Below are 23,087 nucleotides of genomic sequence, written 5' to 3'. Positions count from 1 at the left end.
CCCGCCTGAGTGACGCCGCACTCTCGACTGGACGCACGCCAGATTCAATAAATGAGTGTGCAAAGACCAAAATCGGCATCTGTTGTGCGCCCAGTCGAGGAAGCATTTAGAACAGCGACGTCGCGGCATCGCGGATGTGGTGTTCAACGAGATCAGCGGCGTGGGCCCCGTCGCCGCTGCAGATGGCCTCGTAGATCGCTCGGTGCTGGGTACACAGCATGGTGCGGATATCCGTCCAGCGCTCGACGCCGAGTGAAGCTTGCAAAATGGGTCGACGCAGCGCCTCACGGATAGCAACCGTGAGGTCACGCAGCAGTGGATTGCCCGAGATCTGGGCGATGCAGTGATGGAAGTCAGTGTCCAGGTCGTTGTACGGCGCGAGTTCGTGGGTGCCATCCATCGCCTCGATGATGTGCTGCAGTCGAGCGTGGTTCTCCGGCGTCGACGACGATGCTGCGAGGCTGGCCGTCGCACGTTCCAGTGCGATGCGCGTCTCCATGAGATCTGCCTGCGATTGCGACGCCGTGGCGAGATGGAGGGAGAATAACCGGCCGAGCGCCTTCGATTGCATCGCGATCACACGTGTGCCGCGTCCTGGGCCTGGCTGTGATTCCAGCACGCCGTACGCTTGCATGGCACGGATGGCTTCGCGTACGGCCCCGCGACTCACGCCGAGCTCTGCAGCGAGTTCTCGCTCCCCCGGGAGACGGTCGCCCACCGCGAGCGCTCCGGAGAGCACCTGTTCTTGCAGATGGGTGAGCGCGAGGACATATCCCCCGGCGGTTTCAGGCGAGCTCGGCATAGCACGCTTCCAGCACGCCCTCGTCGGGGCTGACAACGATGGTTGGCGATCCCACCTCACGCAGGCACACGAGCCGCAGCGCCTGGCCGCGAGCTTTCTTGTCAAGGCTCATCACGTGCCGCAGCTTGGCGAAGTCTCCGTCATAGGAAGTTGGGAGTTGCAGAGAGCGCAGGAGTTCGTCGTGGAGAACGACGATGTCATCAGCGAGGCCCGTGAGGTGGCGAGAGACGCGAGCGATCCAAGCCATGCCCACTGCGATGGCCTCGCCGTGGCGCCAGAAATACCGCTCACAGGTTTCAATAGCGTGGCCCAGGGTGTGACCGTAGTTCAGGGATTCGCGGCCCACTCGGTCTCCCACCGACGTCGCCTCGCGAAGATCGGCGGCAACCACGTCGGCTTTCACCGCAATGGCTCGCGAAACGAGTTCCGCGAACGTGCTTCCTGACACATCCAGACGATCATCACGCGCTGCCAGAGCGAGAATGTGTGAGTCGCGAATGAAGCCGCACTTCACCACTTCGGCCATGCCGGAGCGCAGTTCGCGCGACGGAAGCGTGGCCAGGAAGTCGAAGTCGCAGAACACCGCACGCGGCTCGTAAAACGCGCCGACGAGGTTCTTTCCCGCCTCGAGATTGATGCCCGTTTTCCCGCCCACTGCTGCATCCACCATCGCAAGCACGGACGTAGGTACGGAGATGTAGGCGACGCCGCGAAGCCAGGTGGAGGCAACGAAGCCGGCGAGATCCGTTACCGCTCCCCCGCCAATGCCCACCACCAAGTCATTGCGGGTGAACCCGGCCTTGGCCAGCTCGTTCCAACAGTGCTGCAGCACCGTTACCGTCTTGGCTGCCTCCGCGTCGGGAACTGGAAGGCGCAACACGTGCCCAGCGACCCGGGTTGCGACGGCGTCTGCCAGATGCGGTAGATGCTCGGGGAAGATGACGGCGATACGGGAGCTTCCCTCGCTGGCTGCCGCGAAGCCCTCGAGTACCCCGGCGCCGATGTGCACATTGTAGGGATGCTGCTGGGAATGGACGGTGATCACTGCTGATGCTCCGCCACGATCTGGTCGGCAACCTCGGCTGTACCCCGCCCGTCGGTTTCAATCGTTCGTGTGGCGCAGGCCTCGTACAATGGCGTGCGCTCAGCGAGCAGTTTGATGAGCGTCGCCCGCGTGTTGCCCAGCAGGAGTGGGCGGACGGTATTCATGCCGACGCGGCGCGCGGCCTGGCCCGCAGAAACCTTCAGCCAGATCACCTCGTGGCCTTGCAGCGCTTCCCGGATGCGTTCGTTCATCACGGCACCCCCACCAAGCGAGACCACGTCCGCGGTATCCAGCAACTCGAGGGTAGCTTCCTCTTCAGCTTGGCGGAAGTAGGCCTCCCCTTCGTCGGCGAAGATCTCGCTGATGGGTTTTCCCAGCACTTCTTCGATACGAGCATCGACATCGACGAACGTGAGGCCAAGTTTTCGGGCGACGCGTTTCCCGGCGGAGCTTTTCCCGGCACCCGGCGCGCCGATGAACACCATGCTCATGCCAGCCCTAGCCCCCGTTCGCGGATGTCCTCAAGGTAAGCGGCAGCGTTACGGCGCGTCTCCGCGACGGAGTCGCCGCCGAACTTTTCAATCACGCACTCGGCCAACACCAGCGCAACCATCGCTTCCGCGACGACGCCCGCCGCCGGCACAGCGCACACGTCGCTGCGCTGATGGTGAGCGGACTCGGCGGCGCCGGTTGCGACGTCGACCGTTCGAAGCGCGCGGGGCACCGTCGCGATGGGTTTCATCGCGGCTCGCACGCGCAACAACTCGCCCGTGGACATGCCACCCTCCGTGCCCCCCGCGTGATCGGTGGCGCGACGAATCCCTGGCAGGATTTCGTCGTGGGCCTTGGAGCCGCGGGTACGGGCGAGCTCGAACCCGTCGCCCACCTCGACGCCCTTGATGGCCTGGATGCCCATGAGCGCGCCCGCGAGGCGCGCGTCGATCCGGCGATCACCCTGGATGTGCGACCCAAGGCCGGCAGGCACGCCCTCGGCGATCACCTCAACAACGCCGCCGAGCGTGTCGCCCTCCTTGTGGCAGGCCTCAACCTCCGCCTGCATCTCCACTGATGCGGCGGCATCAAAGCACCGCACGGGGTTGGCGTCGATCGCTTCCAGATCGTCCCACGTCGGCCGCTCTGCCTTCTGGGAGCGCACGGGCCCGAGCTCGACAACATGGCTCAGCACCTTGATGCCCAAGGCCTGGTCGAGAAACGCCATAGCGACGGTGCCGAGCGCAACGCGCGCAGCCGTTTCACGCGCAGATGCCCGCTCCAAGATGGGGCGTGCCTCATCAAAGGCGTACTTCTGCATACCCACCAAATCGGCGTGACCAGGACGCGGACGGGTGAGTTTCGCGTTACGAGCGAGCGACGCGAGCTCGTCGGCATCTACCTCGCCAGGGGCCATGACTCGTTCCCACTTCGGCCATTCCGTGTTCTGGACCTCAATAGCAATCGGCGATCCGAGGGTCTCGCCATGGCGGAACCCAGCCAGCAGGCGCAGCGCATCGGCTTCGAACTGCATGCGGGCTCCTCGGCCTGCACCGAGTCGCCGCCGGGCGAGGTTGTGCGCGATCTCCTTCTCCCCCACACGAACGTGAGCGGGAATGCCCTCCATCGTGGCGATCAGCGACTGGCCGTGCGATTCACCGGCCGTGAGGTAACGAAGCATGCGGATCATTCTTTCAGAGAGTCTCCCGACGGCGAAGTTCCCGCTCGGCAGCCGAGAGACAGGCTTCGAATGTGATTCGTTGCCCCGTCAGCCAGAAGAACTGATCCACTGCCTGACCTGCGAGCAGGTCCAGGCCAGACAGTGCCCGACGGTGGAGCGCGCTCGCCGCGGCCCCAAGGGGTGTGGGCCACGGGTCGTAGACCACGTCGAAGACCGTCGTCGCGCATGTTGCCCAGCGCCGGGCGTAGGGCTCGGTCGCGAGCGTGGGAACTGTGCTCGCGAGTAAGTCCACCGGCTCCAGCGCATCGGAGAGCAGCCGCACCTCGGCGATCAGTCCGAGCGCTTCGGCAAACCTGAAGAGGCCTTCTGCTCGCTTTGGATTGCGAGCCAAGATCACGACATCCTCGGCACCCAGCTGAGCAACCGCCAGCGTGATCGACCGCGCCGTGGCACCGTTCCCGACGATCGCCACCCGTCTGGGTGTGGGGGTGCCTGAGCGTTCGAGGGCAAGCGCAAAACCAGGTACGTCGGTGTTACGAACGAGAGGCTGCTCCCCGAACACTAACGTGTTGCCGCAGCCCAGCAGGCGGGTGGGTTCGTCGGGTTCCCCATACTCAACGATGGCGTCTTTGTGTGGTGCCGTGACGCTGAGCCCAGCCCAGCTTGAATCTTCCCTGCAGCGCTGCACGAACCCTGGAAGATCGCCGGGAGTGACGTCGATGGCGTCGTACTGCCAATCCAACCCGCACGTGGAGTAGCCTGCGGTGTGGATAGCCGGCGAGAGTGAGTGCGACGCAGGGTCACCGATGACGGCGCAACGCATCATTTGCCCGAGCACTTGCCCTTGTTCGCCTGGCAGTACTCCTGGAACTTCTTCACGTTGGCGTTGTGTTCTTCGAGCGTATTGGCGAACAACGTCTCCCCCGTGTCGAGATCGACAGTGACGAAGAACAGTGCTTCGGTGTCGGCAGGGCTGAGGGCCGCTTTGATGGCGGTCTCGCCGGGGTTGTTGATGGGGCCGGGCGGAAGACCTTTGTGGCGGTACGTGTTGTAAGGCGACTCGCTGGCACGCTCGGCGGCAGTGGTGGTGACCGCGCCGGACTTACCCACCGCATAGTGCACCGTCGAGTCCATCTCCAGCCTCATGTCCTTCTCAAGACGGTTATAGATGACGGCGGCGATGAGCGGTTGGTAATCGGGATCGTGCGACTCGCCCTCAATTATGGACGCGACGGTGAGAACCTCAAGCGGAGATTTGCCAATGGACTTCGCTCGGTCGGCAAGGTCGATGCGGGTCGCGACCGTGTTAAATTGGGCGACTTGCTTCTTCATGATCGCGAATGCATCGATGGGCTCTGCCACGTCGTAACGAGCCGGGAACAAGAAGCCCTCAAGCGTGCCCTTGGTGTGAGCCCATTTGGGTAGCCCCAACTCGCCGACTCGGCTGGCAGCGGTGTCGATCTGCTCCTGAGAAAGCCCGAGCTCCTTGCTGATGCGCGCCTGCTGTTCCTTGGTGGTGGTGCCTTCGGGGAACGTGATCCAGATTCGTTTGATGTTGCTCGGGTCGAGCAACATGGTGAGTGCTGTTTCTGCGGGGAGTTCCTTGCGGAGTTTGTATCGACCAGCTTGGAGTCGGTCAACCGAACCGGAACTCAGCGCCTCGCCGCGGAACTTTCGCACCGATTTCACAACGCCCGCTTCGTAGAGGATGTCGCCAATCTCGGTAATACCCGCACCGCGAGGAATAACCACCTCGATATCTTCGGTTCCATTCCCGACGAAGTCGTCATCGGGGGTAGTGGCGGCAACGTAGAAGTCGTGGGCTTTGGAGTACGCGAACCAGCCCCCACCGATGAGCACTGTGAGGGCGAGCAGGACTGCGAAGGCGCCTCGGCCGTAGTAGGCCACATCGCGCCAGTCCACAGGTTTCTTCTCGCTCATTCGTCCTCGTTTCCGTGCAGTAGCTCACCAGCCGGTTGAGACAGGCGCTGCTCAACGTCGACCGCAGTCTGCAAAATCTCCACAGCCGCAGCTTGATCGATGATGCCACGCTGAGATCTGGTGTCTCGCCCGACACTCCCAAGAGTACGCGAGGCCGAAGCCGTGCTCATCCGCTCATCGATCAGCCGAACCTCAATTGGGGCAACGCGTTGCGCCAACGCGGCGGCTTTCTGCGCCACAAACTTGGCAGCCGGGCCCAGCTTGCCCCTAAGGTCGAGCGGGTAACCCACGTAGATGATCTCCGGCTCGTACTCCTCGACAAAGGCAGCCAAATGATCGAGCTCGTCACGGCCAGCTCGCACTGTCGCCACAGGATGACACACCGACGTGTGACGCCCGCAAGCAGCAACTCCGATGCGAGCCTTACCCCAGTCGATGCCCAGGCGCGGAGAATCAGGCATCAGCAACCTTGGCTCGCACGGCAGCCAGTGCGGCTTCGGCTTGTGCCCAATCCGAGCCGCCACCTTGCGCAAGGTCGTCTCTGCCACCGCCCTTGCCGCCGAGCGTCGTACACATCTCGCGGATAAGGGCGCCTGCCTTGAGCCCCTGCTCGCGGGCAGCCTCATTCGTCGCGACAATGGCGGCGGGCTTGTCTGCACCGCCAACCAGCGCGACAACACCCGCTGTCGCGGTGTCCAGACGCTCCCGAAGATCCGACGCCAAGGTGCGCAGATCTCCGCCGCTGACCCCCTCAACCTTCAGCGCGAGCAGGTTGACCGAACCAACGCGCTCCACTTGAGCGAGCATCGCCTCGGCGCTGGCCAGCAGTTTCTCAGAGTGGAGCTGAGCGATCTGCTTCTCTGCTTCCTTCAGTTGCTGCACGAGTTTGCCAACGCGCTCTCCGAGCTGCTCAGGCGCAACCCGCAACGTGTCGGTGAGTTCACGCACAAGTGCGCGCTCGGCAGCGAATTGCCGAAACGCATCACCTGCGACGAGGGCCTCGACGCGCCGAACGCCAGAACCTACCGACTGTTCGGAGACGAGGTTGAGCACGCCGATTTGCGCGGTATTGGCAACGTGAGTGCCTCCACACAGTTCACGCGACCAGGGGCCCGCCAACTCCACCATGCGCACGACGGGTGGGTACTTCTCGCCAAACATGGCCATCGCACCGAGGGCTTTCGCGTCCTCGAGCTTGAGCTGCTGGCTCGTGACGTCAAACCCATCAAGGATGGCCTGGTTGGAGCGCTCCTCTACCTCGCGACGCAGCTCCTCGCTCATCGCTTGCGGGGCCGAGTAGTCGAATCGAAGATAGCCAGGCTTGTTGTAGGAGCCGGCCTGCGTCGCCCCCGATCCGAGCAGTTCGCGTAGTGCCGCATGCACGATGTGCGTCGCGGTGTGTGCCTGCGAGGCCTGGTGGCGAAGCGCCGGGTCGACTTGCGCCTCGACTGCCGTTCCTACTCCGAGCTCACCCGAAAGCTGTACCCGGTGCACGACGAGCCCCGGCACTGGGCGCTGCACGTCCAGCACGTCTGCGGTGAACCCGTGGCCGACGATGACCCCGTGGTCGGCATCCTGGCCGCCAGCCTCGGCGTAGAACGGCGTCTCATCGAGGATGATCTCTACCTGCGCACCAGTGATAGCGCGGTTAGCGGCGTGACCATCGACGATGAGGCCACGCACCGTCGTTGCGAGCCCAAGCTCGTCGTACCCGGTGAAGGGGGTCTCTCCTTGTTCACGGAACGCGCGGTACGCCTCATGATTCGCGAGCCCGCCCTTCTTCGCCTTCGCGTCGGCGCGGGCCCGTTCCTTCTGCTCCTTCATGAGCGCTTCGAAGGCCGTGCGGTCGACGCTGAGCCCCTGCTCGGCGGCCATCTCCATCGTCAGATCAATCGGAAACCCGTAGGTGTCGTGCAGCTTGAAGGCTGTGTCGCCGGGCACCGCCGTCGCCTTGGATTGCTTGAGCTCGGCTGCGACGCCGTCGAAAAGTACCGTGCCTGCTTGGAGCGTGCGCCGAAAGCTCTCCTCTTCTGCCGAAGCAGCTTGCGAGACGCGATCCCAAGCCTCAGTGATCTCCGGGTAGGAGGGTTCCATGAGCGCCTTTGAGACGGGCATGAGTTCGCCCAGCACCGGGTCCTGGACGCCCAGTAAGCGCATCGCTCGGATAACACGACGAAGTAGTCGGCGCAGCACGAAGCCCCGGGCCTCATTTCCGGGGGTAACGCCGTCGGTCATCAGCATCAATGAGCTGCGGACGTGGTCGGCCACCACGCGGAACCAGACGTCGTCGGCAGCGTTCACGCCGTAGCGCTTGCCGGAGAGCTCGGAGGCCTTCTGGATAACGGGGAACACCTGGTCGATCTCGTACATATTCGCCTTGCCCTGCTTGAGGAAGGCGATGCGTTCGAGCCCGGCGCCGGTATCAATGTTCTTGCTCGGCAAAGCGCAAGCAACGTCGAAGTCATCCTTCGCGCGAACCGCGGAGAGTTCTTCCTGCTGGAACACCAGGTTCCAGATCTCCAGGAAGCGGTCTTCGTCGGCCTCGGGGCCACCATCGGGCCCGAACTCCGGGCCGCGATCGACGTAGATTTCGGAGCATGGCCCGCCGGGTCCGGGAACTCCCATGTGCCAGTAGTTGTCTTTGAGTCCGCGTTGCTGAATGTGTTCGCTCGGCACCCCGACAGCGCGCCACATGCTGATGGTTTCGTCGTCGCCGTGGAGCGCGGTCACCCAGATCTTGTCGCCGTCGAAGCCCAAGCCCCCGTCGGATTCTGGTTTAGTGACGAGTTCCCACGCCATCGAGATGGCGCCTTCTTTGAAGTAGTCGCCGAACGAGAAGTTGCCGAGCATCTGGAAGAAGGTGCCGTGACGGGTGGTCTTGCCAACCTCATCAATGTCGAGCGTTCTCACACACTTTTGCGCTGAGACGGCCCGGCGAAATGGTGCCGGCTCGTCGCCCAAGAAATAGGGTTTGAACGGCACCATGCCGGCGTTCACGAACAGCAGTGTCGGGTCGTTGTACAGCAGCGATGCGCTCGGCACCACCTCGTGCTCGTGGGCCTCGAAGTGGTGGATGAAGCGCTGGAGGATGTCATGGGTCTGCATTGGATTCATTCCTGCGGGATGTTGAGTTCGCGACGGATTTCGGCCTCGCGCTCAGCGCGTGCTGCTTCAAAGTTGGCGGAGAACCGCCCTAGGTCGATGGCGGCGTCGTCGCTCTTGGCTTCAATCTGTCTGCGCAGCGACTCGGGAAGGTACTCGCGGTAGAGCTTCTTGCCGCGGAAGATCACGTAGCTGGCCGTGGCGGCGCCGACGGTGAACCAGAATGTGTTTCTCATTTGCGGCCGCCTCCGATCGCTTTGCGTGCTGCATACGTGAACGATGCGGTCTTGATGAGCGGCTTTTGGAACACAGCACCGACGAGATTCGAAAACTGAGCGGCGTCCTCGCTCACTTCGGCGGCGTGGGACGCGACGCGGCCCGCATCGTCGGTGACATCCGAGAGCTTGTCGAGGTTCGCGTCCGCCTTCGCAGCAGCATCTGCGAGGCGTTCCATGGCGGGCACGATCGATTCGCTCGCGTTGCGTACGGACTCAGTCACGTCGTCAATGGCCGCACTCAGTTTGAGTAAAGGGCGTGCGGCGAGAGCGACGAGGACACACAACGCAACGGCTGCCAAGATGGCTGCCAATTCAGCGACGCTCATCGTCTCCTCCTCCGTGTTTCGACGGCGCAACTCTATCCGAGAGCACACTGCGGAGCGAGTGAAGGCGTTCAGCAATCAGTTGCTCGGCTCCGTTGTGGGTGGGTTCGTAGTATCGCGTGCCGTCCAGGTCGTCGGGGAGATACTGCTGTGCGACGATGTGGTGCGGGTAGTCGTGGGCGTACAGGTAGCCCTGGCCGAAGCCTGCTTCCTTGCTGGCCTTGGCAGATCCGTCGCGAAGGTGGAGGGGCACGGAGTTGCCCTTGCCTGCCTGCACATCGGAGAGAGCCTTGCCAATCGCAAGGTAGGCGGCGTTGGACTTCGGAGCCGTGGCCGCCACCACCGTCGCGTGCGCCAAGGTGATGCGAGCTTCCGGCATCCCGATGAGCTGAACGGCCTGCGCAGCTGCCACGCACGTGGGCAAGACGTTCGTGGCGGCGAGCCCCACGTCCTCGGACGCGGAAATCACCAGACGTCTGGCGATGAAGCGAGGGTCCTCCCCCGCCTCCAGCATGCGGGCGAGGTAATGCAAGGCAGCATCGACGTCGGAGCCGCGAATGGACTTGATGAATGCCGAGATCACGTCGTAGTGCTGGTCGCCGTCACGGTCGTAGCGCAGGGTCGCGCGGTCGACGGCGCTGGTGAGAATGACCGGCGTGACGACGCGTTCCCCGAGGGCGGTGGCTGACGCTGCCGCCTCCTCCAGATAGGTGAGTGCCCGACGCGCGTCTCCCCCGGACATGCGAAGTAGCTCACTGCGGGTCTCGTCCGCCAGCTCGATGGCGCCGTGCAATCCGCGTTCGTCGTCCACTGCACGGTCGATGAGCGCGGCGATGTCCGCGTCCTCGAGAGGTTTGAGGCGAAGCAGAAGCGATCGCGACAGCAGCGGGGAGATCACCGAGAAGGAGGGGTTCTCGGTGGTGGCAGCAATCAGGGTGACGAGCCGATTCTCGACGGCGGGCAGGAGCGCGTCCTGCTGGGTTTTGGAGAAGCGGTGTACTTCGTCAATGAACAACACTGTCGACGTTCCCTGGCGGAGGGCGCGGCGGGCGGCGTCCAGCTGCGCTCGGATCTCTTTCACGCCGGCGGATACGGCGGAGACCTCGACGAATCGTGCTCCAGATTCCCTGGAGACGATGGACGCGAGCGTCGTCTTCCCTACCCCTGGCGGCCCCCACAGAAACACGCTCATGGGCTGGCCCTCTACGAGCCGCCGAAGCGGTGAGCCAGGGGTCAGGAGATGCTGCTGCCCGACGATCTCGTCGAGGTTGCGCGGACGCATCCGGACGGCGAGCGGCGCCCCCTCTTCGAGCGCGTCGCCGAGCGATCCGACGGGAGCATCGGATTCGGGCGCGCCAAACAGATCGAGGTCGTAACTCACAACACTGCAGTCTATGCCGCATTGGTTGAGGCGAGCTCATAGGATCGGAAGCATGAAGCTCTCGATCTTGGATCTCGTCTCCGTCTCCCAGGGCCAACCGGTGGCAGATGCCATCGAGGCAGCCATGCGGGCAGCGGAGCTGGCGGACGAGCTGGGATACGAACGCGTGTGGTACGCCGAACACCACAACACCGCCGCGGTGGCGTCGTCGGCGACTGCTTTGCTCATCGGGCACGCCGCGTCGAGAACGAAGCGTATCCGGGTGGGTTCAGGGGGCATCATGCTGCCCAACCACTCCCCGCTCAATGTGGCAGAGAATTTCGGCACGTTGCACCAGATGTATCCGGGGCGTATCGATTTAGGCCTCGGCCGTGCTCCCGGCACCGATCAGCTCACCGCCCGCGCGCTGGCGCGATCGAGTGCGGAGCCGCAGGAATTCATGCGCAACATCGAGTTGATGCAGACCTGGTTTGGCGCGGGTTCGGTGGGCGGAATCGAGGTTGGCGTAGCGAAGGGCACCAACGTACCGATGTGGGTGCTCGGCTCCTCTGATGCGGGCGCCACGATGGCCGGCGTGCTGGGGCTCCCCTACTCGTTCGCCTCACATTTCTCTCCGGATATGCTGCACGCCGCCATTCAGCTCTATAAGGACAACTTCAACCCGAATGCGCCGACTGCGCAGATCGCCGAGCCATATGTGCAGGTGGGCGTGAACGTCCTCGCCCACGAACAGCCCGGAGAGGCCAAACGGCAGTTCACAACGACGCAGAACATGTTCTCTGCACTACGACGGCACGGCGGGCGCTCCCCGCTGCAGCCACCGACTGACGAGCCCGAGGGCAACGCGCTGGAAGTACAGATGATGGAACGTGCGCTCAGGGTGCGCGCCGTCGGTACTCCCGACGTGGTGGCCGCCCGGCTGCACGAAATTCAGCGTGACACCGGCGCGGACGAGCTCATCGGCGTGACCTATACCTTCGACCCGGAGGTGCGTCTCAACTCGCTGCGATTGGTCGCCGAGGCCGTGCTCTAACGCGTGTCTCTACCAGGTGGTTGAGCCGCGCGACCGCCTCCACCTCGGTGGTTGAGTAGCGAGCGAAGCTCGCGTATCGAAACCACACCCGCTTAGGTGGCAGATTGCCGTCCGTCTTTGAGCGTAGATTTGCCACTGAAGCTCACGACGCATGATTTCGACACGCTGCCTTCGGCAGCGGCTCAATCATCGGCTGCCCACCATTCCCCCGGTGGTTGAGTAGCCCGCGAAGCGGGCGTATCGAAACCCGACGAGGCATCTCGATACGGGCCTTCGGCCCTACTCGCTGACTGGAGGAAGGCGGGCGGCCTACTCGCCGACCGGAGGAAAGTGCCGACCGCCTACTCGTTGCGCGGAGCGTCCTTCTTCTCTGGTTTGAAGTCAACGCCGGTCTCCTTGCGTTGCTGCGCGGAGATGGGCGCGGGCGCGGCCGTGAGCGGATCGTAGCCGCCACCGGACTTCGGGAACGCGATGACGTCGCGGATCGACTCCGACTTACTGAGCAGCGCCACGATGCGGTCCCATCCGAAAGCGATACCGCCGTGCGGTGGCGCGCCGAACTGGAACGCGTCGAGGAGGAAGCCGAATTTCTCCTGCGCCTCTTCGCTACTAATACCCATCACCTTGAACACGCGCTCCTGCACATCACGGCGATGGATACGGATGGAGCCGCCGCCGATCTCGTTGCCGTTGCACACCATGTCGTAGGCGTACGCGAGCGCGTTTCCCGGGTCGGAATCGAACGTATCGAGGCACTCCGGCTTCGGCGAGGTGAACGCGTGGTGCACAGCCGTCCACTGGCCGCCACCGACCGCCACGTCACCCTCGGCCTTCGCCTCAGATGCCGGCTTGAACAGCGGCGCATCCACCACCCACACAAAGCTCCAAGCATCCTCGTCGATGAGCCCACAGCGCTCACCAATCTCGTTACGCGCCGCGCCGAGGAGCGCCTGCGACGGCGCCACCTGGCCGGCAGCGAAAAAGATGCAATCGCCCGGCTGAGCGCCCGTCTTGGCAGCCAAGCCGGAGCGTTCCTCGTCGGAGAGATTCTTCGCGACGGGGCCGCCCAGCGTGCCTTCGTCGTCGAGCGTGACGTAGGCCAGGCCCTTTGCTCCGCGTTGGCGAGCCCACTCCTGCCAGGCATCAAAGGTGCGCCGCGGCTGCGAACCACCGCCGGGCATCACGATGGCGCCGACGTAATCGGCCTGGAACACGCGGAAATTCGTGTCCTTGAAGTACTCAGTGAGTTCAGTGATCTCGAGGTCGAAGCGCAGGTCGGGCTTGTCGGAGCCGTACTTCGCCATCGCGTCGAGGTAGGTAATCCGCGGGAATGGCGTAGGAAGGTCAACGTCGATGAGCTTCCAAATCTCGGAAGCGAGCTGTTCCCCGAGCGCAATCACGTCTTCCTGGTCAACGAAGCTCATCTCGATATCGAGCTGCGTGAACTCCGGCTGACGGTCGGCGCGGAAATCCTCGTCGCGGTAGCAACGAGCGATCTGGTAATAGCGTTCCATGCCGGCCACCATGAGCAGCTGCTTGAACAGCTGTGGCGACTGCGGCAGCGCGTACCACGATCCCGGCGCCAGCCGTGCAGGTACGACGAAGTCGCGGGCGCCTTCAGGCGTAGAGCGGGTGAGCGTCGGGGTTTCGATTTCCACGAAATCGTGCTGCTCCAGCACGCGGCGGGCAGCCTGGTTCACTTTGGAGCGAAGGCGGATGTTTGCGCCTGGTTTGGGACGACGCAGATCAAGGTAGCGGTACTTCAGACGGGCTTCCTCACCGACGGTGACGCGCTCGTCGATTTGGAATGGGAGCGGCGCCGATGGGTTCAGCACCTCGAGCTCCTCAATGGCCACCTCGATCTCGCCTGTGGCGAGATCCGGATTGTCGTTGCCTTCCGGGCGCTCTTCGACGATGCCTCGCACGCGGATGCAGTACTCGTTGCGAAGGTCGTGCGCACCCGTCTCTTCAAGGAGTTCGTCGCGGATAACCACCTGCGCTCGACCGGAAGCATCGCGCAGATCAATGAAAGCGACGCCTCCATGATCGCGACGCTTGGCCACCCATCCAGCGAGTACAACTTCCTGGCCAATGTGTTCCTTGCGGAGTGTCCCGGCATCGTGCGTGCGGATCACAACGTATTCCTTTCGTCGACGTCTGCATAGACAGTGCAGCTCCAGACCACCGATCCTAGCCCCGTCCCTGCATTCGTCCGCAATGGCTAACGGCGAGCCCTCAGTCAAGCACGATGCCCGGGCGGATGTCTTCGGTCGGGGGCTCCCAGCTCCGCGGGTCGGCATCCACCTGCTCCCCGGAACGGATGTCCTTCACCGAGCCTTCGCCAAACCAGACGAACGGGATCCCGCGACGTTCGGCGTAGCGGATCTGCTTGCCGAATTTGTCCGCCTTCGGCGCCACCTCGCACGCAATTCCTCTAGCCCGCAGCTCGTTCGCCACACCGATGGATTGCTCGCGCGTGTCCTCGTGATCGACGGCGACGAGCACCACACTCGGCACCACACGGCTGGCGCTCACCCGTCCCTTCGAGATCAGCGGGGCAAGGATGCGAGTAATGCCGAAGCTGTAGCCAACGCCAGGGAACACCTGCTTACCGTCGGAAGCCAACGAGTCGTACCTGCCGCCGGAGGCGACGGATCCAAGGTGCTCGGACCCGTCGAGGAAGGTTTCGTACACCGTGCCGGTGTAGTAATCGAGCCCGCGAGCGATCTTGAGGTCAACGACCAAGTCGTCGGAGTCCGCGACGCGCACCAGCTGAGCGAGTTCGTCGAGGCCCTCATCCAGCATGGAGTGCTGCACCCCGAGCGCGCGAACTTCGTCGACGAACCCATCGTCGCTGCCGTGGATACCGGCCAGTGCCACGCACTTGCTGGCTTCCTCGTCACTCAATTTCAGTTCGTCAACGAGCAGCGCATGAACGACGTCGGGACCAACCTTGTCGTACTTGTCGACGCGCTGCAGCACTGCTGAGGGCTCTTCGATGCCGAGCCCGCGATAGAAACCCTCCGATAGTTTGCGGTTGTTCACATGGATAGTGGCGGTGGGCAGACCGATCTCGTCGTGCAAACGCCGGAACACATCAAGGGCCACGAGGGGAATCTCGACGTCGTGGTGGGCCGCCAGCTCACCTTGCCCGACGATGTCGATGTCGGCCTGCAGAAATTCGCGGTATCGTCCTTCCTGCGGGCGCTCTCCTCGCCATACCTTCTGCATCTGGTAACGGCGGAACGGGAACTGCAGGTGCCCGGCGTGTTCGAGCACCCACCTCGCGAACGGCACGGTGAGGTCGAAGTGCAGGCCAAGCTCTGCGGCGTCCTCTTCAGCTGCGTGGAGGCGCTTTACGACGTAGATCTCCTTATCGATTTCGCCCTTGCGCGCAAGCTGATCCAAAGGTTCGACGGCACGCGTTTCAATGGGTGCGAAACCGTGCAGCTCAAACGTCGAACGAACAATGTCGAGCACACGTTGCTCGACGATGCGACCGGCGGGCAGAAACTCGGGGAAACCGGACAGTGGCTTGGGGCGGGGCATTAATCCACCTTCAGAAAGTCGTCTTGGAGGTACGGGTTGGTTGCCGCTTCGACGGCGAGCGTCGTAGCATCCCCGTGGCCGGGGAGAAGCATCAGCTGGTGGTCGAAAGCGGTCAGAATGCGTCGAAGCGACTCGCGCATCTCCACCATGCTACCGCCGGGGAAATCGGTGCGCCCAATGCTTCCCGCGAACACCACGTCGCCAGAGAACAGCACGCGCTGGTCGCCGGCGGTGACGTCGATGATGGCGGATCCCTTCGTGTGGCCGGGTGCGGGCAGCACGCGCACCTGCATGCCCCCAATTTCCTGCTCATCTCCAAGCAAGATCACCGAGCGCACTGGCGGCAATTCGTCGGTGCCGCCTAAGAGCTGTGGCAGGAACTTCGCTGAGTTAGGGCTCAGCGCAAGCCCAGGTTTGGTCAGCAGTGGTTGGTCGGCCTCGGTGAGGTAGAGGGCAAGCTCATGACGCTCGGCGAGCAGATGCGCGTCGCCGATGTGATCAATGTGTCCGTGGGTGCCGAGCAGGGCGACAGGGTGTAGCCCGAGCTGCTGGAGCTGCGCGTCGACGAGGTCTGCTCCCTGCAACCCTGGGTCGACGATCACGACATCGGGCGAGTCGTCGAAGGGCTGCACAAGGTAACAATTAGCCTGCCATGGTGAAACTACGAGACGATGAATGAGCACAACAGCACCCTATCGGGATAGATTAAACCCATGAGCGAACAGCAAGCGCCCGCAGACTTCGGCCGTGTCGATCCAGACGGCACCGTATACGTCCGCATTGGTGACACGGAACGAAGCGTCGGACAAATCCCCGAGTCCACGCCCGAGGAGGCTCTCGCCTTCTACGTGCGGCGATATGAGAACCTCGAGGCAGAAGTGGTCCTCCTGGAGCAGCGTGTCGACGCGCAGGCCATGAGCCCGGAAGAAGCGAAAACGCGTATCACAACGGCGAAAGGCAACGTGGCCGAGGCGAACGCCGTCGGCAACTTGGAAGCGCTGATTGCTCGCCTGGACAAGCTCGAAGGGAAGCTTCCGGCTCAGATCGAGGCGCGCAAGGCAGCGCGCGCTGAACAAAACGCAGCCACGATCGAGTCCAAGACCGCCATGGTTGAGGAGGCCGAGAAGCTGGCGACCGGAAATGACTGGCGTGGTGGCGTCGACCGTTTCCGTGCTCTGCTCGACGAATGGAAGAAGCTCCCCCGTGTCGATAAAGCCACCGACAACGAGCTGTGGCACCGCTTCAGCTCCGCCCGCACGCAGTACACGCGACGCAGAAAAGCGCACTTCTCGCAACTGAACGCCAAGCGCGACGAGGCGAAAGCCATCAAGGAAGCCATCATCAAGGAAGCCGAGCCCCTGGCTACCTCCACTGATTGGGGCCCGACCTCGGGAGCCTTCCGCGATCTCATGCGCCGGTGGAAGGCCGCCGGTTCGGCCCGTCGTCACGATGATGACGCGCTGTGGGCGAAGTTCCGTGCCATCCAGGATCAGTTCTTCAACGCCCGTACCGAAGCCCAGAACGTGCTCGACGGAGAACAGAGCGAGAACCTTCAAGCGAAGCAAGCGCTCGCCGAGCAGGTGGAAAGAGACCTCGAAGGCGTCACCGATGTCGAACAAGCGAAGAGCATCCATCGCGAATTTCTCAACAAGTTCAACGAGCTCGGGCACGTGCCCCGGAACGCAATGCGCGACATAGACAACCGCGTTCGACGCATCAACGCGCGCGTCTCGGATCTTGAGGCTGAGGAATGGAGGCGCACTGATCCCGAGGCGCGACAGCGTGCCGACGACATGGTGACGAAGTTCCAGGAGCAGGTGGACAAGCTCACCCAGCAGCTCGCCGACGCTGAGGCGAAGGGCGATCAGCGTAAAGTCAAGGACGTTCGCAAGTCGCTCGACACCTATACGGCGTGGTTGGAACAGGCGAAAGAAACCTCCGCAGAGTTCACGGCATAACCGCAAGATATCTTCTACTAGATTTGGCCGCGGGCGTGATGCTCGCGGCCAAATCGCGTCTATCCCTGGGTGCGGTAGACGTCGAAGACGCCGGGAATGCGTCGTACCTGGTTGATGATGTGTTTGAGATGCGTGGGGTCTGCCGCCTCGAACGTGATCTTCCCCGTGAACTGGCGTTGCTTTGCGGATTCGATTTTGACCGACAGGATGTCGATGTGTTGTGCGGTGAGCATGGTAGACACGTCGGAGAGTAGCCCGGTCCGGTCGATGCCATGCATTTCTAAGGTAACGACGAACGTGTCGCCCGGATTGTTGCTCCAGCGCACGTCAATGATGCGTTCCGGCTGTTCGAGCAGCGACGGCACGTTGTTGCAGCTACGCAGATGGACGCTAACGCCGTCGCCCTTAGTGACGAAACCGATGATGTCGTCACCAGGCAGCGGTGAGCAACATTTCGCGAACTTTGCGTCGACCCTGTCGTCACCATCTACCAAGATGGACGCCGTCGCAGAGATCGGGCCACTGCCGGAGCCGACGTTGGGGTCGTCCTCACTCACCGTATCGAGGGCTTCGTCTTCTCCCCCATGCAAAGCGATGAGCTTACCTACGACCGTGGGTGCAGCAAGCTGTCCTTCCCCAACGGCGTTGTACAGCGACGGCACACCCTTCTGATTGAATTCATGAGCCACCGCAGTGAGATTCTCGAGGTTGAGCAGGCGCTGCAGCGGGATGCCGTGCCGACGTATCTCGCGTGCGAGGAGGTCTTGGCCCTTTTCGATGGCTTCGTCGCGGCGTTCCCTGGAAAAGTGTTGACGTATTTTTTGTTTCGCTCTCGAGGTAACGACGAAGTTGAGCCAGTCACGGCTGGGCCCGGCCTCCTCCGTTTTGGCGGTGAGGATCTCCACCTTGTCACCCTGCTGCAACGGTGTGCTGAGCGAAACGAGACGCCCGTTGACGCGCGCACCGATGCATCGGTATCCCACCTCGGTGTGCACGGAAAATGCGAAGTCGACCGGCGTGGCCCCCACTGGCAGTGCGGTGACTTCTCCCTTCGGCGTGAAGACGAAGATCTCGTCGGAGTTAATCTCGAACAGCACCGAGTCCAGGAACTCCGACGGGTCCTCGGTTTCCTTACTCATCACCGAAAGCTGGTGCATGGCCCTCAGCCCGGCCTCCTCCGGCGTGATCCCGTCCCTGAGGTTCTGCTTGTACTTCCAGTGCGCGGCAACACCGTACTCGGCGCGTCGGTGCATCTCATGGGTGCGGATCTGCAGCTCGACTGGCTCCTTGTTAGAACCCATCACCGTCGTGTGCAGCGATTGGTACATGTTGAACTTCGGATTGGCGATGTAGTCCTTAAACCGGCCAGGAATTGGCTTCCAAGCGGCATGGGCCACGCCCAGTACCGTGTAGCAATCCCTCTCCGAGTTGACGAGGACGCGCAACCCGATGAGGTCGTAGATATCGCGGAAGTCGCGCCCGCGAACCATCATCTTTTGATAAATCGAGTAGTAATGTTTTGGGCGTCCGTACACCGTCGCGTCGATTTTCGCTTCGCTGAGCAGCTTCTGGAACTGCTTGATTAATTCGCGTAGGGTGGCGTCACGTTCAGGGGCGGCGGAGTCGACCATGTCGACAATCTCTTCGTACACCTTCGGTTCGATGGTCTGGAAGCTCAAGTCTTCGAGCTCCCACTTGATCGTGTTCATGCCAAGCCGGTGAGCCAGTGGAGCAAAAATATTGAGGGTCTCCGTCGCGATCCGAATCTGTTTGTCGGAGCGCAGCGACCCGATGGTGCGCATGTTATGAAGGCGGTCTGCGAGTTTGATGATGAGCACTCGGACTTCTTCCGAGGTGGCCATGATCATCTTGCGGATGGTCTCGGCTTTCGCGGTTTCGCCATAGGTGAGTTTGTCGAGCTTAGTGACGCCGTCCACCATGCGCGCCACCTCGTCGGAAAATTCACTGCGACACTGTTCTAGCGTGTATTCCGTGTCTTCGACCGTGTCGTGCAGCAGTGCGGCGACGATCACTGGCTCAGTCATACCCAGTTCGGCAAGGATCGTCGCGACGGCGAGCGGATGCGTGATGTAGGGATCTCCGGATTTGCGCATCTGACCGGCGTGGTAGTGCTCCGCTGTGCGGTAGGCGCGCTCGATGAGATCAAGGTCAGCCTTAGGGTGGTTCGCCTTGACGATCGAGAACAGCGGATCAAGAACAGCCGAGCGCGGACGCACGGAGCCAAGTCGTGCCAGCCGTTGACGCATACGCTGCCACGTGAGCTGCTGCTCAGCTACCTCATGCGTTTCCATCGACTCTCCTTGAAGCATCCATAATGTCAAATACTACGTCGTTTCGTGATGGCTTAGGCTGTCAATGTGAGGGATTCGGACGTCATGCTGAGCCGACGATGTCTCGCCGCGGTGGGTGCGTTGGCGGGTCTACAGGCGTGCGCGTCTTCGCCTGCGTCCCGTCACACGTCGACGCCCAGCGCTTCCCCTTTCCCACCCCGGCGAGCTCTCCAGCGCCGGCCCCGAGCCCCACACAACGACCACTGTCGACCGGCCCCTCGCGTGAGGTGATCATCGAACGGTTTGAAGACCGATCGCCAACGCTTTGGAGCGACGGTAACCGTTCGGCGTTACCGGGGCTCGTTCGACGCACCCTATCCGACAGCGCCGTGTTGACATTGGACGCCTGCGGCGGCAAGCACGGCAGCCGGGTAGACGTTGAGCTTCTGCGCTATCTGCGCAGCGAACGCATCCCAGCAGTCGTGTTTATGAACCTACGCTGGGCCCAGGCCAACCCGAAAGCGTTCGGCGAGCTCGCAGAGGATTCAGACCTGTTTGAGATCGGCAACCACGGCAGTCGCCACGTACCGTTATCGGTGACTGGCCGCTCGCAGTACGGCATCCCAGGCACTCACGACGCTGGCCAAGTGTTCGACGAGATCATGGCAAATCACAAGTTCCTCACTCGTGAGCTCGGGCAGCCGCCGAGATACTTCCGTACGGGAACCGCATGGTACGACGACGTCGCCGTCGAGATCGTGCGCGCCTGCGGCGAGATTCCGGTCGGATTCGATATCAACGGAGACGCCGGTGCGACGTTCACTGCCAGTCAGGTTGCGCAGGCGGTGCAGCAGGCAACGGCTGGCTCGATCATCTTGTGTCACTGCAACCAGCCACGCGGTGACACCTACGAAGGTTTACGCCAGTCACTGCCCAAGCTTCGAGCATCCGGGCTGCAGTTCTCTACGCTCTCTGAGGCTGGGGTTTAGTCGTCGTCGCTTTGTACAGCCTTCGGGTCGGCGGGCGCGGCGCGACGGATCACGATGAGCTGGTCGCCAGTTTCGATGCGGGCCACCGTCGAATCGTAGAACCGGCGTAGCGTGTCGTTACGGACGACACCGATGACGTTCTCCCCCACCACCGACGACGGCGACTGGCCCACTTCCTCCGGCCGCGCCTGGCGTTGATGCACCTCGAGCCCCTCGCCGCCTGTCAGCATATCTTGGATGATCGCGCCCAAATCCGGGCCGATGGCAGACAGGCCGACGAGCCTGCCCACCGTTTCCGAACTCGTCACGACGCTCGTGGCACCGGATTGTTTCACCAGCGGCACATTCTGATGCTCGCGCACAGCGACCACCACGTTCGCAGTCGGGTTGAGCTGGCGCACCGTCAAGGTGGTGAGGATGGCGGCATCGTCGCGGTCGAGACAGATCACAATTTCCTGTGCCTTCGGTACCTCCGCGCGACGGAGCAAGTCGCGGCGGGTGGCGTCGCCCAGGAATGCGGCGAGACCGTCGAAGTTGGCATCGGCAATAGCCGAATCCTTGTCGTCGATGACGACGATCTTCTCGGCTTTCTCCCCCTGGCGACGCAGCGTGTTCACCGCAGAACGCCCCTTGGTGCCGTAACCGATAACGACGATGTGGTTGCGCATTCTTCTCCTCCAACGCGCATCTCGAATCGAGCGGCTGCCTTCATTGGCCAGCACCTCGATGGTGGTACCGACCAAGAGCACCAGGAAGCCAATCCTGAGTGGCGTGATGACGATGATGTTGAGCAGCCGGGCGTGCGGCGCGACGGGCGTGATATCCCCGTAGCCGGTGGTGGTGAGCGTCACCGTGGCGTAGTAGAGCGCGTCGATGAATCCGACGCCGTCCTGCCCGACGTTGTCGCTGTAGGCCGGTGCGTCCACCCACACAAGGAGTGTACAAATCAGCAGCAACATGAAGGCGAGCATGCCCCGGCGTGCAAGCTCTTTGAACGGAGACTCCGCAACCCGGGGCAAACTGACCAGCGCGAGCGGGCCGGCCTTCAGCCGCGATGCCATGACTCAGCCCTGCACCAGCGAGCTGAGACGGGCGATTCCCTGCTCTTCCAGCACCTTGCGGCCGCCGAGTTCAACGAGCTCGAGCACCACTGCGACGTGTACGAGCTCGGCACCGAGCTGACGCAGCAAGCCAGCGGTGGCTGCGACGGTGCCGCCGGTAGCTAGCACGTCGTCGATCACGAGCACGCGGGCGCCTGGTTCGATGGCATTGCGGTGCACCGTGAGCGTTTCTGAACCGTATTCGAGATCGAACGATTGGGAATACACATCTCCGGGAAGCTTGCCTGGTTTGCGCACAGGCACGAACCCTGCTCCCAGCTGCAGTGCCACCGGTGCCGCGAAGATGAACCCACGAGCCTCCATGCCCACCACGGCATCGATCCCTTCAGGGGCCGACTGGGCCAACGCATCGATTGTCTTCTGGAATCCCGTCGGGGATGCGAGCAGCGGAGTGATGTCTTTGAACACGATCCCCGGTTTGGGAAAATCGTGCACATCGACGATCAGCGCCGCGATGTCGTCGTTCATTTCTTCCCCTTGCGCTGTGCACGACTCTGATGCGTACGACGCTGACGGCGTTCGATCCGAACGCTCGGTGCCGTAGCAGCGGCGACGGGCTCGGCGTCGTCGGAGTCCTCGTCATCCTGCACTTTGGCCTGTGCACGATGCTCGTCGCGGGCGCGGCGCTTCTCCAGCGTCGCGCGGTGCTCGCGCATTTCCGGGGTGTGCTCCGTGAACCAGGCCAACAGCGGGGTCGCGATGAAGATCGACGAGAACGCGCCTGCAATCATGCCGACGAGCAGCGCCAGACCCAGATCCTGGAGGGGGTTGGAATTGCCGACGACACCAGCCAGCAGCATCGCGGTGACGGGGAGCACACCGATGACGGTGGTGTTCACCGAACGTACCAGCACCTGGTTGATCGCGAGGTTGGCCTGCTGCGAGTACGTCTTGGTGCTGTGCGCCAAGTCTTTGACGTTCTCTCGCACCTTGTCGAACACCACCACGGTGTCGTAGAGCGAGTAGCCGAGGATGGTCAAGATACCGATCAGCGTGGACGGCGTGACGGTGAACCCAACGAGGGCGTACACACCGAGCGTGACGATCACGTCGTGCGCCAAGGCGATCACGGCAGCCACCGCCATGCGCCAGTTGCGGAAGTAGACGGCGATCAGGAGCATCACCAGCGCGATGAACACCACCACCGCGATGGCGGCGTCGCGAGAAATCTTGTCGCCCCACGAGCCACCGATGGTGTTGTAGGTGACCTGTTCGACGTCGGCGCCAACGGTCTTTGCGATGTCCTCGCGCGTTTGGGTGATCTCCGACGGCGTGAGTGAGCGCGTCTGCACGCGCACTGCGGAATCGCCGATGGAGAACACCTGCGCATCCAGGTCTTCGATGGCGAACTCGCTGGTGGCGTCTCGGACATCTTGGATGGTTTCTCCCTGCACCTCGATGGGCGCCTGGAAATCGGTGCCGCCCCGGAACTCGATGCCGAGGGTGAGCTGCTTGAAGATCAGCACGAGAATCGAGATCAGCACGACGGCTGCCGTGATGGTGAACCACATCTTGCGGTTCTTGATGAAGTCGTAGCTGAGCTTGCCCGAGTACAGGCGGTGAGCGATGCCCTCCTTCGGAGTCTTGGTCGTTTCCGACATC

21 protein-coding genes are annotated in these 23,087 nt (G+C 62.7%); 3 read left to right on the top strand and 18 right to left on the bottom strand.

The window, feature by feature from the left end:
• Nucleotides 1-106: 106 nt before the first annotated feature.
• From Q0X61_RS03895 to Q0X61_RS03845, 11 genes are read right to left on the bottom strand one after another with little or no spacing between them, the layout of a single operon-like run.
• Entirely contained in the window at nt 107-802 is a 696-nt protein-coding gene (locus Q0X61_RS03895; protein ID WP_297740544.1) for a FadR/GntR family transcriptional regulator, read from the bottom strand.
• Entirely contained in the window at nt 786-1,847 is a 1,062-nt protein-coding gene (gene aroB, locus Q0X61_RS03890) for a 3-dehydroquinate synthase (RefSeq protein ID WP_297740542.1), read from the bottom strand. Before aroB ends, Q0X61_RS03895 begins: the two co-directional genes overlap by 17 nt.
• On the bottom strand, nt 1,844-2,338 hold the full coding sequence (locus tag Q0X61_RS03885; protein ID WP_297740540.1) for a shikimate kinase: 495 nt from the start codon (nt 2,336-2,338) through the stop codon (nt 1,844-1,846). The genes aroB and Q0X61_RS03885 overlap by 4 nt, the downstream gene beginning before the upstream one ends.
• Entirely contained in the window at nt 2,335-3,519 is a 1,185-nt protein-coding gene (gene aroC, locus Q0X61_RS03880; protein ID WP_297740538.1) for a chorismate synthase, read from the bottom strand. The genes Q0X61_RS03885 and aroC overlap by 4 nt, the downstream gene beginning before the upstream one ends.
• Before the next feature lie 13 nt (nt 3,520-3,532).
• The gene (locus Q0X61_RS03875) at nt 3,533-4,357 is read right to left on the bottom strand and encodes a shikimate dehydrogenase (protein ID WP_297740536.1); all 825 of its coding nucleotides are present in this window, start codon (nt 4,355-4,357) and stop codon (nt 3,533-3,535) included.
• Nucleotides 4,342-5,460 (bottom strand): endolytic transglycosylase MltG, encoded by a 1,119-nt coding sequence (gene mltG / locus Q0X61_RS03870; RefSeq protein ID WP_297740534.1) that lies wholly within the window; start codon nt 5,458-5,460, stop codon nt 4,342-4,344. The genes Q0X61_RS03875 and mltG overlap by 16 nt, the downstream gene beginning before the upstream one ends.
• Nucleotides 5,457-5,921 (bottom strand): Holliday junction resolvase RuvX, encoded by a 465-nt coding sequence (gene ruvX, locus Q0X61_RS03865; protein ID WP_297740532.1) that lies wholly within the window; start codon nt 5,919-5,921, stop codon nt 5,457-5,459. The genes mltG and ruvX overlap by 4 nt, the downstream gene beginning before the upstream one ends.
• Entirely contained in the window at nt 5,914-8,565 is a 2,652-nt protein-coding gene (gene alaS, locus Q0X61_RS03860) for an alanine--tRNA ligase (RefSeq protein WP_297740530.1), read from the bottom strand. The genes ruvX and alaS overlap by 8 nt, the downstream gene beginning before the upstream one ends.
• Nucleotides 8,566-8,570: 5 nt before the next feature.
• Entirely contained in the window at nt 8,571-8,798 is a 228-nt protein-coding gene (locus Q0X61_RS03855) for a hypothetical protein (protein WP_108871979.1), read from the bottom strand.
• On the bottom strand, nt 8,795-9,166 hold the full coding sequence (locus Q0X61_RS03850) for a DUF948 domain-containing protein (RefSeq protein WP_297740526.1): 372 nt from the start codon (nt 9,164-9,166) through the stop codon (nt 8,795-8,797). The genes Q0X61_RS03855 and Q0X61_RS03850 overlap by 4 nt, the downstream gene beginning before the upstream one ends.
• Nucleotides 9,153-10,544, bottom strand: coding sequence for a replication-associated recombination protein A (locus Q0X61_RS03845; protein WP_297740524.1), 1,392 nt, complete (start codon nt 10,542-10,544; stop codon nt 9,153-9,155). Before Q0X61_RS03845 ends, Q0X61_RS03850 begins: the two co-directional genes overlap by 14 nt.
• 52 nt (nt 10,545-10,596) lie before the next feature.
• On the opposite strand from Q0X61_RS03845, the gene Q0X61_RS03840 reads away from it, so the two are divergent.
• Complete coding sequence (locus Q0X61_RS03840; protein ID WP_297740522.1) at nt 10,597-11,577, top strand: LLM class flavin-dependent oxidoreductase; 981 nt, start codon at nt 10,597-10,599, stop codon at nt 11,575-11,577.
• A 341-nt stretch (nt 11,578-11,918) separates the two neighbouring features.
• On the opposite strand, the gene aspS is transcribed toward Q0X61_RS03840, so the two are convergent.
• The 3 genes from aspS to Q0X61_RS03825 all read right to left on the bottom strand — a co-directional run bounded on the left by aspS (nt 11,919) and on the right by Q0X61_RS03825 (nt 15,809).
• Entirely contained in the window at nt 11,919-13,712 is a 1,794-nt protein-coding gene (gene aspS / locus Q0X61_RS03835) for an aspartate--tRNA ligase (protein ID WP_297740520.1), read from the bottom strand.
• A gap of 100 nt (nt 13,713-13,812) precedes the next feature.
• A complete protein-coding gene (hisS, locus tag Q0X61_RS03830) occupies nt 13,813-15,126 on the bottom strand; it encodes a histidine--tRNA ligase (protein ID WP_297740518.1) in 1,314 nt (437 codons plus the stop codon).
• Nucleotides 15,126-15,809: an MBL fold metallo-hydrolase gene (locus Q0X61_RS03825; protein ID WP_297740516.1), complete on the bottom strand. Its 684-nt coding sequence runs from the start codon at nt 15,807-15,809 to the stop codon at nt 15,126-15,128. Before Q0X61_RS03825 ends, hisS begins: the two co-directional genes overlap by 1 nt.
• A 30-nt stretch (nt 15,810-15,839) precedes the next feature.
• Between Q0X61_RS03825 and Q0X61_RS03820 the strand changes: the two genes are divergently transcribed.
• Nucleotides 15,840-17,084 (top strand): DUF349 domain-containing protein, encoded by a 1,245-nt coding sequence (locus tag Q0X61_RS03820; protein ID WP_297740514.1) that lies wholly within the window; start codon nt 15,840-15,842, stop codon nt 17,082-17,084.
• 59 nt (nt 17,085-17,143) lie between these two features.
• Here Q0X61_RS03820 and Q0X61_RS03815 read toward each other — a convergent pair whose 3' ends face one another.
• Entirely contained in the window at nt 17,144-19,396 is a 2,253-nt protein-coding gene (locus Q0X61_RS03815; protein ID WP_297740512.1) for a bifunctional (p)ppGpp synthetase/guanosine-3',5'-bis(diphosphate) 3'-pyrophosphohydrolase, read from the bottom strand.
• A gap of 368 nt (nt 19,397-19,764) precedes the next feature.
• Here Q0X61_RS03815 and Q0X61_RS03810 point away from each other — a divergent pair, with 368 nt between their 5' ends.
• A complete protein-coding gene (locus Q0X61_RS03810) occupies nt 19,765-20,364 on the top strand; it encodes a polysaccharide deacetylase family protein (protein ID WP_367270700.1) in 600 nt (199 codons plus the stop codon).
• Here the strand turns inward: Q0X61_RS03810 and Q0X61_RS03805 are convergent.
• Genes Q0X61_RS03805 through secF form a run of 3 tightly spaced genes read right to left on the bottom strand, consistent with a single transcriptional unit; the run spans nt 20,361 to nt 23,086 of the window.
• A complete protein-coding gene (locus tag Q0X61_RS03805; RefSeq protein WP_297740508.1) occupies nt 20,361-21,425 on the bottom strand; it encodes a TrkA family potassium uptake protein in 1,065 nt (354 codons plus the stop codon). The genes Q0X61_RS03810 and Q0X61_RS03805 overlap by 4 nt on opposite strands.
• Before the next feature lie 3 nt (nt 21,426-21,428).
• The gene (locus tag Q0X61_RS03800) at nt 21,429-21,953 is read right to left on the bottom strand and encodes an adenine phosphoribosyltransferase (protein ID WP_297740506.1); all 525 of its coding nucleotides are present in this window, start codon (nt 21,951-21,953) and stop codon (nt 21,429-21,431) included.
• Nucleotides 21,950-23,086, bottom strand: a complete 1,137-nt coding sequence (secF, locus tag Q0X61_RS03795; RefSeq protein ID WP_297740504.1) for a protein translocase subunit SecF — start codon at nt 23,084-23,086, stop codon at nt 21,950-21,952. Before secF ends, Q0X61_RS03800 begins: the two co-directional genes overlap by 4 nt.
• Nucleotide 23,087 lies beyond the last annotated feature (1 nt).

Origin of the sequence: uncultured Tessaracoccus sp. (genome assembly GCF_947255005.1) — a bacterium.
Taxonomy (GTDB): Bacteria; Actinomycetota; Actinomycetes; order Propionibacteriales; family Propionibacteriaceae; genus Arachnia.
The sequence above is the reverse complement of the archived record's forward strand: the minus strand, read 5'-3'. Positions and strand labels throughout refer to the sequence as shown.

Bases quoted from the DNA above. Each gene is read 5' to 3' on its own strand.
- Q0X61_RS03895 (WP_297740544.1), bottom strand. From the start codon at position 802: ATGCCGAGCTCGCCTGAAACCGCCGGGGGATATGTCCTCGCGCTCACC.
- Q0X61_RS03885 (WP_297740540.1), bottom strand. From the start codon at position 2,338: ATGAGCATGGTGTTCATCGGCGCGCCGGGTGCCGGGAAAAGCTCCGCC.
- aroC (WP_297740538.1), bottom strand. From the start codon at position 3,519: ATGCTTCGTTACCTCACGGCCGGTGAATCGCACGGCCAGTCGCTGATC.
- mltG (WP_297740534.1), bottom strand. From the start codon at position 5,460: ATGAGCGAGAAGAAACCTGTGGACTGGCGCGATGTGGCCTACTACGGC.
- ruvX (WP_297740532.1), bottom strand. From the start codon at position 5,921: ATGCCTGATTCTCCGCGCCTGGGCATCGACTGGGGTAAGGCTCGCATC.
- alaS (WP_297740530.1), bottom strand. From the start codon at position 8,565: ATGCAGACCCATGACATCCTCCAGCGCTTCATCCACCACTTCGAGGCC.
- Q0X61_RS03855 (WP_108871979.1), bottom strand. From the start codon at position 8,798: ATGAGAAACACATTCTGGTTCACCGTCGGCGCCGCCACGGCCAGCTAC.
- Q0X61_RS03850 (WP_297740526.1), bottom strand. From the start codon at position 9,166: ATGAGCGTCGCTGAATTGGCAGCCATCTTGGCAGCCGTTGCGTTGTGT.
- Q0X61_RS03840 (WP_297740522.1), top strand. From the start codon at position 10,597: ATGAAGCTCTCGATCTTGGATCTCGTCTCCGTCTCCCAGGGCCAACCG.
- hisS (WP_297740518.1), bottom strand. From the start codon at position 15,126: ATGCCCCGCCCCAAGCCACTGTCCGGTTTCCCCGAGTTTCTGCCCGCC.
- Q0X61_RS03820 (WP_297740514.1), top strand. From the start codon at position 15,840: ATGAGCGAACAGCAAGCGCCCGCAGACTTCGGCCGTGTCGATCCAGAC.
- Q0X61_RS03815 (WP_297740512.1), bottom strand. From the start codon at position 19,396: ATGGAAACGCATGAGGTAGCTGAGCAGCAGCTCACGTGGCAGCGTATG.
- Q0X61_RS03805 (WP_297740508.1), bottom strand. From the start codon at position 21,425: ATGGCATCGCGGCTGAAGGCCGGCCCGCTCGCGCTGGTCAGTTTGCCC.
- Q0X61_RS03800 (WP_297740506.1), bottom strand. From the start codon at position 21,953: ATGAACGACGACATCGCGGCGCTGATCGTCGATGTGCACGATTTTCCC.
- secF (WP_297740504.1), bottom strand. From the start codon at position 23,086: ATGTCGGAAACGACCAAGACTCCGAAGGAGGGCATCGCTCACCGCCTG.